This window comes from Nosocomiicoccus massiliensis (genome assembly GCF_002871345.2).
Lineage (GTDB): Bacteria > Bacillota > Bacilli > Staphylococcales > Salinicoccaceae > Nosocomiicoccus > Nosocomiicoccus ampullae_A.
On record NZ_CP136964.1, the window covers coordinates 985891 to 1001630 of the forward strand.

The 15740-nt window shown below is 38.3% G+C and carries 15 protein-coding genes; 1 reads left to right on the forward strand and 14 read right to left on the reverse strand.

The window, feature by feature from the left end; genetic code table 11:
* Positions 1-105: 105 nt before the first annotated feature.
* The 12 genes from CJ229_RS05190 to CJ229_RS05245 form a co-directional block, all read right to left on the reverse strand.
* A complete protein-coding gene (locus CJ229_RS05190; protein WP_068129443.1) occupies positions 106-372 on the reverse strand; it encodes a type II toxin-antitoxin system RelE family toxin in 267 nt (88 codons plus the stop codon).
* Positions 372-593 (reverse strand): type II toxin-antitoxin system RelB family antitoxin, encoded by a 222-nt coding sequence (gene relB / locus CJ229_RS05195; protein ID WP_068129445.1) that lies wholly within the window; start codon positions 591-593, stop codon positions 372-374. The genes CJ229_RS05190 and relB overlap by 1 nt, the downstream gene beginning before the upstream one ends.
* Positions 594-675: 82 nt before the next feature.
* On the reverse strand, positions 676-2088 hold the full coding sequence (aspA, locus tag CJ229_RS05200; RefSeq protein ID WP_068129447.1) for an aspartate ammonia-lyase: 1413 nt from the start codon (positions 2086-2088) through the stop codon (positions 676-678).
* 14 nt (positions 2089-2102) lie between these two features.
* Positions 2103-3191, reverse strand: coding sequence for a M24 family metallopeptidase (locus CJ229_RS05205; protein ID WP_070622306.1), 1089 nt, complete (start codon positions 3189-3191; stop codon positions 2103-2105).
* Entirely contained in the window at positions 3191-5158 is a 1968-nt protein-coding gene (locus CJ229_RS05210; RefSeq protein WP_102167179.1) for a S9 family peptidase, read from the reverse strand. Before CJ229_RS05210 ends, CJ229_RS05205 begins: the two co-directional genes overlap by 1 nt.
* Positions 5159-5193: 35 nt before the next feature.
* Positions 5194-6135, reverse strand: a complete 942-nt coding sequence (locus CJ229_RS05215; protein WP_068129453.1) for a FecCD family ABC transporter permease — start codon at positions 6133-6135, stop codon at positions 5194-5196.
* The gene (locus CJ229_RS05220) at positions 6128-6967 is read right to left on the reverse strand and encodes an ABC transporter substrate-binding protein (RefSeq protein ID WP_070622300.1); all 840 of its coding nucleotides are present in this window, start codon (positions 6965-6967) and stop codon (positions 6128-6130) included. Before CJ229_RS05220 ends, CJ229_RS05215 begins: the two co-directional genes overlap by 8 nt.
* A gap of 27 nt (positions 6968-6994) precedes the next feature.
* Entirely contained in the window at positions 6995-8638 is a 1644-nt protein-coding gene (gene argS, locus CJ229_RS05225; RefSeq protein WP_102167178.1) for an arginine--tRNA ligase, read from the reverse strand.
* Position 8639: 1 nt separating this feature from the next.
* Complete coding sequence (locus CJ229_RS05230; protein ID WP_070710148.1) at positions 8640-9023, reverse strand: YwiB family protein; 384 nt, start codon at positions 9021-9023, stop codon at positions 8640-8642.
* Between the two features lie 180 nt (positions 9024-9203).
* Positions 9204-9710 carry a YwhD family protein gene (locus CJ229_RS05235; protein ID WP_068129460.1) on the reverse strand — a complete coding sequence of 169 codons (507 nt, stop codon included), beginning with the start codon at positions 9708-9710 and terminating at the stop codon, positions 9204-9206.
* 22 nt (positions 9711-9732) lie between these two features.
* Positions 9733-11025: an HD domain-containing protein gene (locus CJ229_RS05240; RefSeq protein ID WP_070622294.1), complete on the reverse strand. Its 1293-nt coding sequence runs from the start codon at positions 11023-11025 to the stop codon at positions 9733-9735.
* Positions 11026-11035: 10 nt separating this feature from the next.
* A complete protein-coding gene (locus tag CJ229_RS05245; protein WP_102167177.1) occupies positions 11036-11812 on the reverse strand; it encodes a lipoate--protein ligase family protein in 777 nt (258 codons plus the stop codon).
* A gap of 133 nt (positions 11813-11945) precedes the next feature.
* Between CJ229_RS05245 and hemQ the strand changes: the two genes are divergently transcribed.
* Entirely contained in the window at positions 11946-12695 is a 750-nt protein-coding gene (gene hemQ, locus CJ229_RS05250) for a hydrogen peroxide-dependent heme synthase (RefSeq protein WP_040928620.1), read from the forward strand.
* Between the two features lie 256 nt (positions 12696-12951).
* Here the strand turns inward: hemQ and CJ229_RS05255 are convergent, their stop codons facing one another.
* Positions 12952-14343 (reverse strand): alanine/glycine:cation symporter family protein, encoded by a 1392-nt coding sequence (locus CJ229_RS05255; RefSeq protein WP_070622286.1) that lies wholly within the window; start codon positions 14341-14343, stop codon positions 12952-12954.
* A gap of 742 nt (positions 14344-15085) precedes the next feature.
* A complete protein-coding gene (locus CJ229_RS05260; RefSeq protein WP_070457905.1) occupies positions 15086-15451 on the reverse strand; it encodes a hypothetical protein in 366 nt (121 codons plus the stop codon).
* Positions 15452-15740: the final 289 nt, after the last annotated feature.

Below are 15740 nucleotides of genomic sequence, written 5' to 3' on the forward strand. Positions count from 1 at the left end.
TTATAAATATATTGCTATTATAATATTTAATGTAAGCCTTTACAACTATTTTTAGGAAATAAAATGACAAGGCCTAATTTATTTAGACCTTGCCATATTTTTGTATTACTTATATATATTTGATCGATGACCTACCGAGATAATATTAATAATAATTTTATTATCATCAATAATAGATATTATTCTGTATTTTCCTACACGATATCTCCAGTACTCATTTAGAACACCTTTTAGATTTTTACCATGCTTTCTAGGGTTTTCAGTGTTTTTTAAATTTTTCTCTATCCAACTAATTAAAAGCTTACTTTGAGATTTATCTAATTTTTTCAGTTCTTTAACTGCTCTTTTACTGTATATAACTTGGTATTTCATTAGAAACCTAAGATATCTTTAACTTCATCATGTGTATACGTGACTTCAGAAGTGTTATCATTTTGCTCATATTCTTTGATTAAAGCCATATCGTAGTCGTCTTCCATCTTCTCTTTAAGAGTTTCTTTTAATATTGTTGATAGAGGCATATCATGAATCTCTGCATATTCATTGAATAGCTTGTTTTCTTCATTGTTAAGTCTAACAGTAACTGTAGGCATTTAAAACACTCCCCCTTCGTGTATCACATTGTAACACATTTTGAGTGTTAAGTCATCTTATACAATTGAATATAACGTTCCCCTATGCTTCTGGTAATTCTGATATACCGATATTTGTCATTTCGTAAGGGTTGAGTACGTGATCGAGCTGATTTTTTGTGAGGATGCTGTGCTCGAGTATAAGTTCACGCACACCTTTTCCTGTTAATAGTGCTTCTTTTACGAGTTCTGATGACTGCTTGTAACCGATATGTGGTACGAGCGCCGTGATGACTCCGAGTGATTCGTTGACGTAGTTTTCCATGATTTCTTTGTTTGGCGTAATTCCGACAACACAGTAATCTGTGAATGCTTTAAATCCGTTATGCATAATGTCGATAGACTGTAATAAGTTATAGACGAGCACTGGTCCCATAACGTTTAACTCGAACTGTCCCGCTTCTGACGCGAGTGATACAGTTAAGTCATTTCCGTATACTTGGAACGACACTTGGTTGATCATCTCAGGCATTACCGGGTTCACTTTACCTGGCATAATCGATGAACCTGGTTGACGTCCTGGTAATTTAATTTCATATAAACCAGCTTTTGGTCCAGACGCCATCATACGAATGTCGTTTGCAATTTTTGACATGTTCGTCATCATAATTTTTAAGCTTGCAGACACTTGTACATAACTATCTGTAAACTGCGTTGCGTCGACTAAGTTATCTGCAGAAACTAAGTCATATCCTGAAATTTCGCTTAACTCTTTAACGACGTGCTCGATATATTCAACACTCGCATTAAGACCAGTACCGACAGCTGTCGCACCGATATTTACTTCTTTTAAATCTTCAAGCGTATGACGAATACGTTTTTTATCGCGTCCAATCGCACGAGCATATGCACCAAACTCTTGGCCGAGACGAATTGGAATCGCATCTTGTAAATGCGTACGCCCCATTTTAATGTAGCCATCAAACTCAATTGATTTTTCTTTAAACGCTTCTTCCATATGTTCGATTACGTCGAGCAGTCGCTCCGCGCGCATCATAATCGCTAAGTGAATTGCTGTAGGTACAGCGTCGTTTGTCGACTGTGCCATATTTACGTGGTTGTTTGGAGAAATATAATCATAATCTCCTTTTTCTCTACCGAGAATTTCAAGCGCGCGGTTTGCGATCACTTCGTTTGCGTTCATATTCATTGACGTACCAGCGCCACCTTGAATCGAATCGACGATAAAGTGATCGATATGTTCACCGTTAATAATCTCTTCAGACGCTTCAACAATCGCGTTCTTTTTATCTTCTTCTAATTGGCCTGTTTTATAGTTTGCAATCGCTGCAGCTTTTTTAACCATCGCTAATGCACGAATTAAATCGATATTTAACGTATGTCCTGTAATTGGAAAGTTCTCTTTTGCACGTAGCGACTGACATCCGTAATATGCATCGTTTGATATTTCTTTTTCACCAAGGAAATCAGATTCTATTCTTGTATTCTGAGCCATAATTTACCCTCACTCTATTTTAAAATCATTGAATCTATATCTTTTTTAAATTCGTTTATGACGATTGGTCCTTCTTCTGATGCAAATATCGCGTCTTCAATACGGACTCCGCCGTATCCTTCGATGTAAATACCTGGTTCAATCGTAATAACATTACCTTCTTTTAGTTCGTCGTGGTTATTGTCGTCTACAGATGGTCTTTCATGTAAGTCATGACCGAGTCCGTGACCGACTCTATGCGTAAAGTACTCTCCGTAGCCGTCGTTTTCAATAACGTCTCTCGATGCTTTGTCGATGTCACTAAACTTCGTACCGACTGTGCTCGCTTTAATACCTGCTAAGTTCGAGTTTAATACTGAGTTGTAAATTTCTCGTTGTTTTTCATCTGGTTCACCGATGAAAAACGTACGTGTCATGTCTGAAACGTAATTCTCTTTTGTGACGATACCGAAGTCGATGAGTAAAAAGTCACCTTTTTTAATAACACGGTCTCCTGAATCACCATGTGGCAGTGCTGATTTACTACCTGCAAGCACTGTTGGTCCGAATGATGGCCCAACTGCACCGCGCTTTTTAAATTCCGCAACTAAAAAGTCAGCAATTTCCATTTCAGTTTTACCTTCAACAGTAATATTGTATAACTCTTTGAGTGTGTCTTCTGTAATTTTTACAGCGTCTTGTAGATGTACTAAGTCTTCGTCATTTTTGATACCACGTAGTTCGCTTAACGTATTTGAAATATCTTTGATGTTTTCATCATCATACTTTTCAAGTAGACGTTTATATCGGTCATACGTTAAATGATCGCCCTCAACACCAATCGTTTTACCTTCAGGAATGCTTTCAAATATATATTGAAATGCATCTTCACCGTCTTTATGTGGTTTTAACACATCTACTGTAGCATCTCTCTTCACTGTTTCTTCATCGAGTTTTGGATAGACAATCGTCGATTGTTTATTTTCTTTATCGATGATGAGTGCGAGTAGACGCTCGTGTGGGCTAAGGTTAGCCCCTGAAAAGTAAAATACGTTCATCGGATTTGTAATAATCGCGTAATCCGTTTCTAGTGTTTCTATAAGACTATGTGCTTTTTTGTTCATTAATGATTCTCCTCATTTAAATATTTTTTAAACCAATCTGTCATATATTCAAGACGTTTAACTCTTAAATGTGGAAGACCCGTTCTTGAAAGGTTATGGTCCGCATCAGGGAAGCGAACAAATTCCGCTGTCTTTTTACGATATTTAAGTTCGATATATAACTGCTCCGCTTGCTCGATTGGACATCTAAAGTCATACTCACTGTGTAAAATGAGTAACGGCGTTTCTACATTGTCGACATATTTAAGCGGTGAATGGTGCCATAACGTGTCGATGTCATCGACGCCTGCTTGAATTTGCCAATCTGTAAAGTAGTATCCGATATCTGATACGCCTCTAAAGCTAATCCAGTTTGAAATCGAACGCTGTGTCACGGCAGCTTTAAAGCGGTTTGTATGTCCAACGATCCAGTTCGTCATAAATCCGCCGTAACTTCCGCCAGTTACACCGAGTCTATTTTCATCGATAAAATCGTATGTGTCTAATACGTAATCGACTGACGCCATCACATCTTTATAATCTGTATTTCCGTAGTCTCCGCGTACGTGATCGACAAACTTCTGAGAGTAACTATGAGACCCTCGTGGATTTGTAAATAATACTGCATATCCGAGTCCTGCTAACACTTGCATTTCATGGAAGAATGTATGTGCGTAAAACGCGTGTGGTCCACCGTGCACGTTCACAACGAGCGGATATTTTTCTCCATCTTTAAATCCAGCTGGCTTCATAAACCAACCGTGAATTTCTTCATCGTCAAAACTGTTAAAGCGAATCGATTCTGGCTCAACGATTTCCTTTGAGTCGACGAATTCTTTGTTTACTTCAGTGAGTTGCGTCAGTGTTTCATTGCCTAAATCGAACTGATATAACTCACTCGGTGACACTGGTGTAGAAATCGTTAAATATACCGTATCATCACTAGCATCCATTCCGAAAATGTTGTGCTCACTTTGAAGTAACGGTCTAACTTCTCCGTCGATGTTCCCTTTATAAAGATTCACTGCACCATCTTCAGAAAGTAAGAACACAAAATCATGATTCGATACAAACTTAACGACGTGCGACTCTTCAGATTGTTGAACGTCTTGAACGACTGCTGACCCAGTTGGTCGGTCGAGCTTACCAGTGACGTCTGTCAACGTAAAGTCGTCAAGTGATAATAACTCAATAGTTAAGTGTGCTGCGTTTTTATAGTTATAATCTGTCGTTAAAAGTAATGCGTGTTTTTCATCTTTTGATACTTCAACGCCGTAAACTGATTTGTCTTGAAGCGTTACGACTTTGTCTTCGCCGTTACGACGAACGTATAGCGTGTTCGTAAAATTGAAGTCCGGGTCGTCACTTTCATTCGTCGTGTAAATGATGCCGTCAGATAACTCTGCCATAAACGAATAATCCGCTTCACCAGAGCAAACGGTTTCAACTTCACGTGTGTCGATATCTATTTTCTTAACGACTTGCTTCTTTTCAGGTACATAACCAAACGGTCCTGGTGCACCGTCGATTTTGTATTTCATGTTCGTAATATGTACGGGTTGCTTTTTGTCGTCTTTCTTATCATCGTCTTCTTTTTTGTCGTCTTCTTCTTTAACATTTACATGATAAAATACTGCCGTGCCGTCGCTAGAAAAACGCGGCTCTGATACGCCCTCGTCTTCAGACGTTAACTGCTCTCTTTCCCCGCCGTTACGTCTTAATAAAAAGATTTGTGGCTTATCGTTATCTCCTTTAGCGACAAATAACGTTAAGTTCCCGTCGTTAGAATGATCGACTTGCGAGATGCGTCCTTTATCGAACGTCAGCTGCTTTAAGCCGAGCTCTGTCGCTTCGTGTAGATGCGTGACGTAATTGTTATCTTTTTCGTTTATCGTTGTGACGTAATACGTCACACCATGTCCAGGAATCGCCTTTGGCGCACTCACGGATTTGATGTTAAAAATATCTTCGATTGAAATGTGCTTCATAAGATTCTCCCCTTTTAAAATAATTTTATCATGTTTTATATCGTCTTTTGAAGAAATCTCTTATACATTAAAAATAATATAAGTGGCACACTAAAAATACTAAGTAAGACGCCGGTTGGAAGTTGAATCGGTGACAAAATCGTTCGCGCGATTGTGTCGACCACACCGAGTAAAATCGCACCGTAAAATCCAGATAATATAAACAGCTCTTTTGCTTTTCTTGGTCTAATGTACTGAATCATTTGTGGCACGATGATTCCTATAAAGCCGATAATGCCTGTAAAACTAAGTAGTACGAGTGACGGAATCGCCATGACTATCAGTAACTTTAGCCGTAATTTAGAAACGTCTACACCAAGACTAAACGCACGTAATTCACCAAGCGTCAGTAAGTCGAGGTCTCGTGATGATTTAAATAACACAACAAGGCTGACGATAAAACAAACGAAAACGAGGCTTATAAATTCATATCGACTGCCTGAAAAACTACCGAACATAAATTGTACAATTGATTTCGTTTTCGTCGGATCGAGCATAATGATGATGTATAACACACCACTTAACAACGTCGAAAATAATACACCTGTAATGACGAGTGTTTCTGGTCTCAACATTGAATCGATTTGCTTTGCGATAAAAAGCACTAAAAATAGTGAGATGAGTCCCGCGACGACACCAAATAACGGGATGAAGTAAAACGATGCACTAATATAAATCGCGATTGCCGCACCGATGACTGCACCGTTTGCCATACCGAGCGTAAAACTATCTGCCATACGGTTATTTAGTAAAATTTGAAATACCGCACCACAAATAGACAATACCGCCCCTCCAAGCACCGCAAATAAAATTCTCGGAAGCCGAATACTATACACGATATTAAAATGACCTTCAAATACGTTGATTGTCCCGATAACTAAAGATGCGAGTATAACTCCAATGAGTATACTCGCTAATGCTACATATTGTTTATTCATGGACACATTCCGCAATGTCTTTCATCGCTGAAAGAATACGTGGACCTGGTCGAGAGATTTCATCGACATTTGGTACACATAATTTTTCTTCATCTGTAAACGGCATATCTTTAAATGCTTTCTCATCGTTTACGACATGACTCACCTGTTCTTTGGAAATACCTGTTGCAGAAATGAGGTACTCTGGACTTCTTTCAACGACCGCTTCAACATCGACCATCGGGAAGTCTTGTAAGTCGTCGAACACGTTTACGATGTTAATGTCATTTAACACACTACTCATAAACGTATCATTGGCTGCGACGTAAATGTCAGGTGGCGTAGTGATTAACACAAACGCTGTTTTTTCATCGGTATTTTTATATTGTTCAATGAGTTGTTCACGCTCATCTTTCATTTTTTCAACGAGTGCATCACTTTTATCTGATACATTTAAAAACTCACCAATCTGTTTAATTGACGTAAATACGTCGTCGAGCGTTTTCGCATCGTTAATGACGAGTAATTCTGCATTCGTTGCTTCAATGATTTGGTCAATTTCAGCTTTCGCACTTTCACTTATAGATTCGTGTGAAATAATATGTGTCGGTTTTAACTGAATTACTTCTTCAGGGTTGATGTTAAAAGTATCGATTTTTGCGATGTCGCTGTCATTTAGAGACTCTGGATAATTGTCTACTGATGAAATACCGACAAAGTAATCCGTACCGACAAGCTCATTTACGATTTCCGTGTTACTCGGGATAAGTGATACGATACGTAAACTCGAATCATCTTCTTGGCTACATGCAGATAACATAAAAATTGCTATTAGTAATAAAACACGCTTCATAGACAAATACCTCACTTATATTTAGTTTTACATCGATTTTGGTGCGCTCACGCCGATGATTGTCAGTGCGTTTTCAATCGTTTGACGTACCGCTTCAATCATTAATAAATACGCGTATGTTTTTTCTTTGTCTTCGCCGAGCACTTTTTCTTGGTTGTAGAATTTGTGGAATTCTGATGCAAGTGTTTCGACATAATTTGTAATTCTATGGTTTGCGCGGGCTTCAGCCGCACTTTCAATCGTACGCTTAAAGTTACCGACTTGCTTTAATAACTCAAGTGCTTGAGGGTGCGTGAGCACGTCTAGTGATTTGCTTCTATCTAAGTTAAATCCTGCTTCTTCTGCTTGTTTTAAAATGCTACAAATTCTCGCGTGTGCATACTGAACGTAATAGACCGGGTTTTCGCTCGACTCTGATAAAGCTAAATCTAAGTCAAAATCAAACGGCGTGTCTGCACTACGCATCGCTAAGAAGTAACGTGCAGCATCGACACCAATTAAGTCCATTAACTCTCTTAACGTCACCGCATTTCCTGTACGTTTACTCATCTTAACTTCTTCGCCATCTTGAATTAAACGGACCATCTGCATAATTTCTACTTGTAGTTTCTCAGGGTCTTCACCGAGCGCACCAATCGACGCTTTAATACGGTTAATGTAACCGTGGTGATCTGCACCAAATAAGTCGATTAATAAATCATAACCACGTCTTAATTTGTCGTAATGGTACGCAATGTCTGGCATGAAGTACGTGTATGTACCGTCCGTTTTTCTAAGGACGCGGTCTTTATCGTCTTTCCAGTCCGTCGTTCTTAACCAGATCGCTTGATCTGCTTCATACGTATGACCGTTTTTCGTCATAATTTCTAACGCTTCTTCGACTTCACCTTTTTCGTATAGTGACGTTTCACTAAACCAGTTATCAAATGATACACGGTAGTCTTGTAAGTCTTGTTTTAATTGCGCCATTTCATATTCGACACCGAGCGCTCTAAATTTAGAGATACGTGTTTTTTCATCTAAATCTTTATATTCAGGATGTTCGTTTTTTAAACGTTCTCCGATCGCTTTAATATCTTTACCACGGTAGCCGTCTTCAGGCATTTCTAACGGCTCTCCGAACGCTTCAAAGTATCTTGCGTTAATAGATAATGCTAAATTATGAATTTGGTTACCCGCGTCGTTTATATAGTATTCACGCGTGACATCGTATCCCGCGTAGTCTAAAATATTCGCTAACGTATCACCGACTGCTGCGTTTCTTGCGTGACCGACGTGGAGTGACCCTGTTGGGTTCGCAGAAACGAATTCTAATAATACTTTTACGTCTTTTTTCTCACTACGTCCGTAGTTTTCTTTTTTATCGAGGACTTCATCGATAATTTTAGTGAGGGAGCCTTCGTTCATTTTAAAGTTAATGAACCCTGGTCCAGCAATGTCGATTTCACGGATATCGCCTTTTTCTTTATCGATATGTTGAACGATTTCCTCTGCGATTTCACGTGGATTACGCTTTAACGTACGCGTGAGTGCCATTGCGATATTCGTTGAGAAATCTCCGTTTGATTTATCTTTTGGGATTTCAATTTTAATGTGTGGAATTTCTTCTACTAATTCGGATTGTTTGAGTGCGTCTTCAATAACCGTTACTAAATGCGCTTTTAAGTCCATATTATGCCTCTTTCTTTAAATGATATTTATAATGTCCTAGTATTTCATCGTTTTCAAATAACTTATACGAGATAAAGACCTCGTCCTCAGCCGTTTTAACTTCAGTAGTATACACTTTAAATCGGTGGCGCCCTGCGACTGTTTCATAGACAGTGTCCGTCAGCTTGCCTTTTACGAATTGGAACTTCATCGTCACTGGACCGCTTCTCATAATACGCACGACGTCGTCTTCTATACTTAAAATAACTGGAACAGTCTCTCCGTTCAGCATTTCATCGTATTTTAAAAACGTGCGATTCCCTTTTAAAATCTTTTCGACTTTAACTGTTTGTGAAAAGTTTTCGCGTCCACTCTTTTGTTTAATTGTCTGTTTTAATCGATACACAAATCGTCACCACCATAATGAGTAATTATAACATAATTTAGTGTCGATTCTTTTTAAAACGACTGTTACATAAAAGAAAAAAGGCAGAGCAATCGCTCCACCTTTAGTGTCTTAGTTATCTGATATAACTAAAGATTATTGTACCTTTTCTTTTTGAATTAATCAAATGAAAATTAATATTTATACACCGAGGTACTCGTGGAGTTCTGTTGAGTTTTCCCACGCGACTGGATCGCGTTCTTTTAAAAATTCGATTAACGTTTGTTTTGTTTTGTCGTCTAACTCTTCGAGACGATAACGTCCTTTCATTGCGTGGTCTAAACTATTCACGTGTTCGTGCATCATTTTATACCCGCGGCGTCTACGTCCGACTTTATTCGTCATAAAGTAACACGACGTCACTCCGCTATAATACACACCTCGTTCGTCTTTATCTAAAGCCATCCATATTAAATTATAATCATTACGCTCGCCTTCTTCTTCTAACGCTTCACTCATATCTGTGAACCATTTGACGCCCTTTTCCGGTTTTGCACGCCCGTGAAGCCCACCCATGTCGACGAACGGTCGTTGCTCGGTGAGATCGATATACACTGGCGCAACGTCTTCAATAATCATTGCACCTTTATGACCATCTAACTCGTCATTTTTTATAATGTTAAATTGAAATCCTGGTTTTTTTGACACAGTTAATCCTCCTAAACATTATTTACGATAACTCATTTAATAAGTTTAAAATCTTCTTTTTAATTGTATCATCTTTAATACGCATTACTTTCTCTTTTGGATAATATAACTTCGCATTCGACCGGTCGAGCCCTGTAATCGCTTGTATGACTACAGATTCGGCACTAATTTCTCGAATGCTTCCGGATTCTTTTAATATGTGAATTGGCTGACGCGAAGACCCTGGTCGGTCGTAGTCATACGGCATATCAGAATATTTATCTGTAAGTAAAAAGTATTTAGGGTCGATACCCGCTGCTTCAAATAAGCTTTCTAATTCCGAATACGTAATAAACCCATCGTAAAACGGTACGTAATTAAATAATTTTCGGTTCACGAACCGATCAGCAAGTTCATTGAGTATTTCATCAATCTCTTCCACCCACTCTTGAAGATAAAAATTCATAACAGTCTCGTCGAGTATTAAATAATCATGAACAGTTTCACGCTTCTCGAAGAACGGGATTAAATACTTCGGAGGCTGTTTAAAGACGTAGCCTCTTTCGTATAATTCTTTTGCACGGTTAAAAATTAGTGTCAGCAACACTTCTCCCCCACGTGATACCGGGTGGAAGTATATTTGCCAATACATTTGATAGCGACTCATTAAATAATCTTCGACTGCGTGCATACCGCTATCTTTGATGAGTACTTCATCTTTTGAAGGGACCATCACTCGAAGCAGACGGTCGATATCAAATTTACCATACTCAACGCCTGTCACATACGAGTCACGCTGCAAGTAATCCATTCGGTCTGCGTCGATTTGACTCGATATCATCGAGATAATCAGTTTGTTTTCGTGAGTATGTGCGATGACGCTCGCTACTGCTTCAGGGAACGACTCGTCAACACGCTTTAATACACGGTTCACTTCTGTGTCTCCGAGTATAATTTTTTTAGTATACGTTTCGTGGTCTGTTCCGAAAATCTTTTCAAACGAATGTGAAAACGGTCCGTGCCCGACATCGTGTAATAACGCAGCACATAAAGCGAGTAGCCGGTCATCTTTTGTCCATTTGTCATATCGTGAAAAGTTCTCGACCATTTTACGAACAATTTCATATACGCCTAAACTATGTGTAAACCGTGAATGTTCAGCTGACGGAAATGCGAAATATAACGTACCGAGTTGTTTAATTCGGCGAAGCCTTTGAAATTCTTTTGTCTTTATAAGATCCCAAATAATGCGGTCTGTCACGTGAATATAACTATGCACTGGGTCTTTAAACACTTTTTCTGATTCGAGTTGCTCGTATTTATAATCGGTAACCAATGATATCACCTCAATCGTTCAAACGTTCGTTTCGTTCTACCATGCGCTCACGTTGTTTATTAAAAAAATCGAGTGCGTCTTTAGTTAATTGCTCGCTTGTTTGAATGTTTCCAAAGAGTGATTCTATCGTTTTTAAAATTCTCTCTTCAGTGTCTGTCACTGTTAGTCCGTCTATCAGTTCTGATAGTGAAATCATCACATCCGGATTCATGTCTAACCTTGGTGGATTGGAAGAGACGTCATAAAAGTCTTTCATTACTTCAGCGCGTTTACTTCCGGATCCTTCTACGGCTAAATAAATTTGTACAGCAACCGCTTCTTTAATACGTCGCTGTGAAATGCCTGCAAATTTTTTACCGTCGACAGATAAATCATAACTTCCCGGGCAATAGCTTCCGACAATTTCATACGCTTTAATTTCTAATTCCGGAAAACTTTTTTGAATGATTTCAAGCATCTTATCATATCCGTCATCAATCGACGGAGCGTCTTTTTTCGGAATGACGAGCGATACATTTAGCACACCACCGTCTAGCACAACTCCAAGTCCACCACTATTTCTAACGATGTAGTGATAGACTTTTTCACGAAGTACTTTTAATCCTTCGTCGAGATGTTCTAAACGCATATCTTGAAGACCGAGTATTATAAAGTTGTCATGCACCCAGCTTCTGACGCGGGGTGTTTCATCTTCTGATACGAGGTGTTGAAGCACGTCGTCGTATGCAAACGAATCAAACGGATGTTCAGTATACTCTTTTGGATAAAATAATACGGTGTTTTGCAATGGCTTGTCTCCTAAAGTTCTTTACATAGCAATATTATACTGCTTTTGTCACAAATTTTCGATATTTGGTGTTTGAATTCAGCCGAACAGACTGTACACTAAAATTAGGTAAATATTTTAAGGAGAGATATAAATGAGCGAAGCAGTTAAAACTTTAGACGGCTGGTGGAGTTTACATCTTTTATATAACGTAGACTGGCCAGCGTTAAGAATGCTTACTGATGAAGAAAGAGAGGAAATCGTTCGCGAGTTTGAAACGTTCTTAGAAAAGAGCGAAGCAGTCAGCGAGAAAAAAGAAGGCGACCACACGATGTACAACATTACTGGTCAAAAAGCAGACATCTTACTTTGGTTCCTACGCCCGACAGTTGAAGAGTTAAACGCGCTTGAAAACGAACTGAACAAGTTAAAAATTAGCGACTTCTTAATTCCTGAGTATTCGTACTTCTCAGCGATTGAAATGTCTAGCTATCTCGCGAAAGATTCAGACGAAGATCCGTACGAAAACCCATATGTAAGAAGCAGATTATATCCAGAATTAATGGACGCACAGTACTGCTGTTTCTATCCGATGGATAAAAAACGTGACCTCGACGATAACTGGTACATGTTACCAATCGAACGTCGCCGTGATTTAATGAGAGACCACGGGATGATCGGTCGTAAATACGCAGGTAAAATTAAACAGTACATTTTAGGGTCACAAGGACTCGACTTATACGAGTGGGGCGTCATGCTATTATCTGACGATATGCTCGAATTCAAAAACATTATTTACGAAATGAGATTCGACGAAACAAGTGCACGCTACGGTGTGTTCGGCGACTTCTACGTCGGTGTACGTTTAAGAAAAGAAGGATTACAAGAGTTCTTCCAAATTTAAAACGTTTGAAAATCCTTGAAAACGAGTATAGTATAGTATCTCGGTCAGGAGGAGAAACGAATGAATAAATTAATCAAACGTGCAATTGTATTTTTAGCACCGATCGTCGTCGCAAAAGTTGTCGACAAAGTACTCGGTGAAGACGATACAAAGAAGAAAAAACGCAAAAAATAAATAAAACAGCCTGTACTCACGTTGGGAGAATTTCCTTAACGAGTACAGGCTATTTTTTATCTTTAAATGGTAATGTTGAAAATTATTTTTTGTTTTTGCTGCATCCTGCAGTGAGTCCGCTACTTTGTCCTTCATCTCCCCAGTAATCATTGCTCGCTTTGAATATCTTTTTACTTAAAAGAAGCATAACGATTAAGTTTACGAACATGACAAGTCCTAAGAAGACGTCTGTTAAATCCCAAATGGCTTTTAATCCGCCGATTCCACCAATGTATACTGCAACTAAAAAGATATAGCGGTAGATGCGCGCTTTCTTAGTTGAAGTAATTGTCGAAAGTTGCGATTCACCGACGTAGCCAAGTCCGATTACAGTACTATATGCAAATAAAATCGTCGCGATACCAACTGCGATACCTAATATCGGAGAAATATCTCCGAATACTTGTGCAACGATTATCCCCGCGTCTTGTCCTTCTAGTTCAACTCCACTCGTCAGTAGAGCGAGCGCTGTAAATGTACAGACGACAGTGACTAAAAATACTTCTGTTACACCAAACACTGCTTGTTCGACTGGATTTTTAACACGAGCTGGCGCGTGAGATACTGTGAATACTGCTTGCCCTGCTCCTGAAACGAAAAATCCACGCGCGATACCATACTGCATAGCTTTCATAATTCCGTAACCTGCAAATCCTGCACCTGCTTCAGCCGGACTAAATGCCGATGAAAACACAAGCTGGACTGCAGGGATAATATCTTTATAGTGAATAATAATCACAATCGTCGCGACGATAATGTAGAAAAGCGACATAAACGGAATGAGTTTTTCTGCGACACTTCCGATACGTTTAACACCACCGACAATGACAATCCCAACAATCACGACGTTAACTGCTGCTAAGATATACAGGTAGTTCGATAAGTGTGGCGCGATATTTGTCATGTTCGACACCGTCACGTTAGACTGAATCATCGCACTCGCGAGACAGACAAGTACCATAAGTACAACGATTACTTCACCTAAATATTTTAGGCCAAGACCTTTACGCACGTATAACGCAGGTCCTCCGACATATGTACCGTCGCTTTTTTGCTCACGGAACATGACGATTAAAATAATCTCAGAGTATTTAATCACCATTCCGATAAAGGCAGCGATCCACATCCAAAGAAGTGCACCAGGCCCTCCGCTAATTAACGCGCTCGCAACACCAACGACACTTCCCATACCGATGACAGATGATAACGATACAAACATTGACTGTAACGATGTTAAGTCGCCATCTTGTTTTTCATCTTTATCGTCATTTAACCCACTAAACGACTGTTTAATAATTTTAAAGAAATTTTTAATATGTACGAACTTCGTACCAACGGTTAAGTAAATCCCGACGAGACCTAAAAACACTAAGGCCGCCGGCCCCCATATGACGCCGTTCACCTTATCAACGAACACCAAAAATTGATCTAACATACAGTTCACCCCTTAAGTTATATGTACTTTAGCACTAAACGTTTATTTTTAAACATTGGAGTGGGTTGGTGTACGGACCTGGGAGCGTCTTTTTATCTTTAAAAGGAGAAAATACACTTTTGTGCGGATTTATTTAACAAAAATATCGCGATTTTGTTAATTATCCGGGTTTATTTAACATATTTCGGCTGCTTGGCTCGGTTTTTGTTAATTATAATTTTTTATCTAACAAAAAAGGATGAAAAACCCGAGAATTTGTTAATTAAATCGATATATCTAACAGATTCGGCAAATTTTTGTAAATAAGATCGAGCCGGTAGTAGTTTTTCATCTTTAAATGATAAAAATACAATATCATCCAAATATATCTAACAAAAATATCATGATTTTGTTAATTATCCGGATTTATTTGACATATTTCGGCTGCTTGGTCCGGTTTTTGTTAATTATAATTTTATATCTAACAAAAAGGGATGAAAAAACCGAGAATTTGTTAATTAAATCGATATATCTAACAGATTCGGCAAATTTTTGTAAATAGGAGGAAAAACGAATAAAAAAATTAGTTAAACGTGCAATTGTATTTTTAGCACCAATCGTCGTCGCAAAAGTTGTCGACAAACTTCTCGATGAAGATAATACAAAAAACGCAAAAATTAAAAATGCTGTCGAATGGATGATTCCTAATAAGAAGAAACCCTAATTTTCCATCGGAAAATTAGGGTTTTTAACTTCTCTATATTTAATTTTTATTAATTCTACCTAAATTCTGAAAAGTAATAATCATAAAGCCTATAAAACATAAGACAATACCAAAGATTCCTGAAAACCAGCCTGTCATCAAAGTAATTGCATAGAGCATAGCTCCTAAAATCATTGCTCCTGGTCCAATAGATTTTAATACTTTATCATCTTTTTCTTGAAACTTCTCAGAAAAATTAAAAACTCCAACAACAAATGCTAATATAAATGCCCCTAACATCGAATAGAACGAGAAATCAGAAAAGTAGTTTTCCATACTTACCGGTGCGAATAATAAAGCATAAAAATACGAAATTAAACTTAAAACAAATAAACCAATACCAATCCAAACCATCTTCATTTTCATTTTATGTCCTCCTAAAATTAATTCATCTAAGTATATGCAGAATGCTCGGGATTTTAAACTAAGCATTTCTATATCAGGTAAATTTCTATAATTCCCCCAATTTGAAATCGCCTCTCTTCAAACCCTACATCTTCCACCCATCTCCTGTTGAGTGATTTGATTTTTCTTCCTCTACTGTTTAACTTTATTAAATATCTTAAAAACTAGTATTTGAAGAAGTTCAGTATATGTTACGTTAGCTAACATTTTCTCACGCCATCGTGGTGTTTTTTCATGTTTTATTAGCACC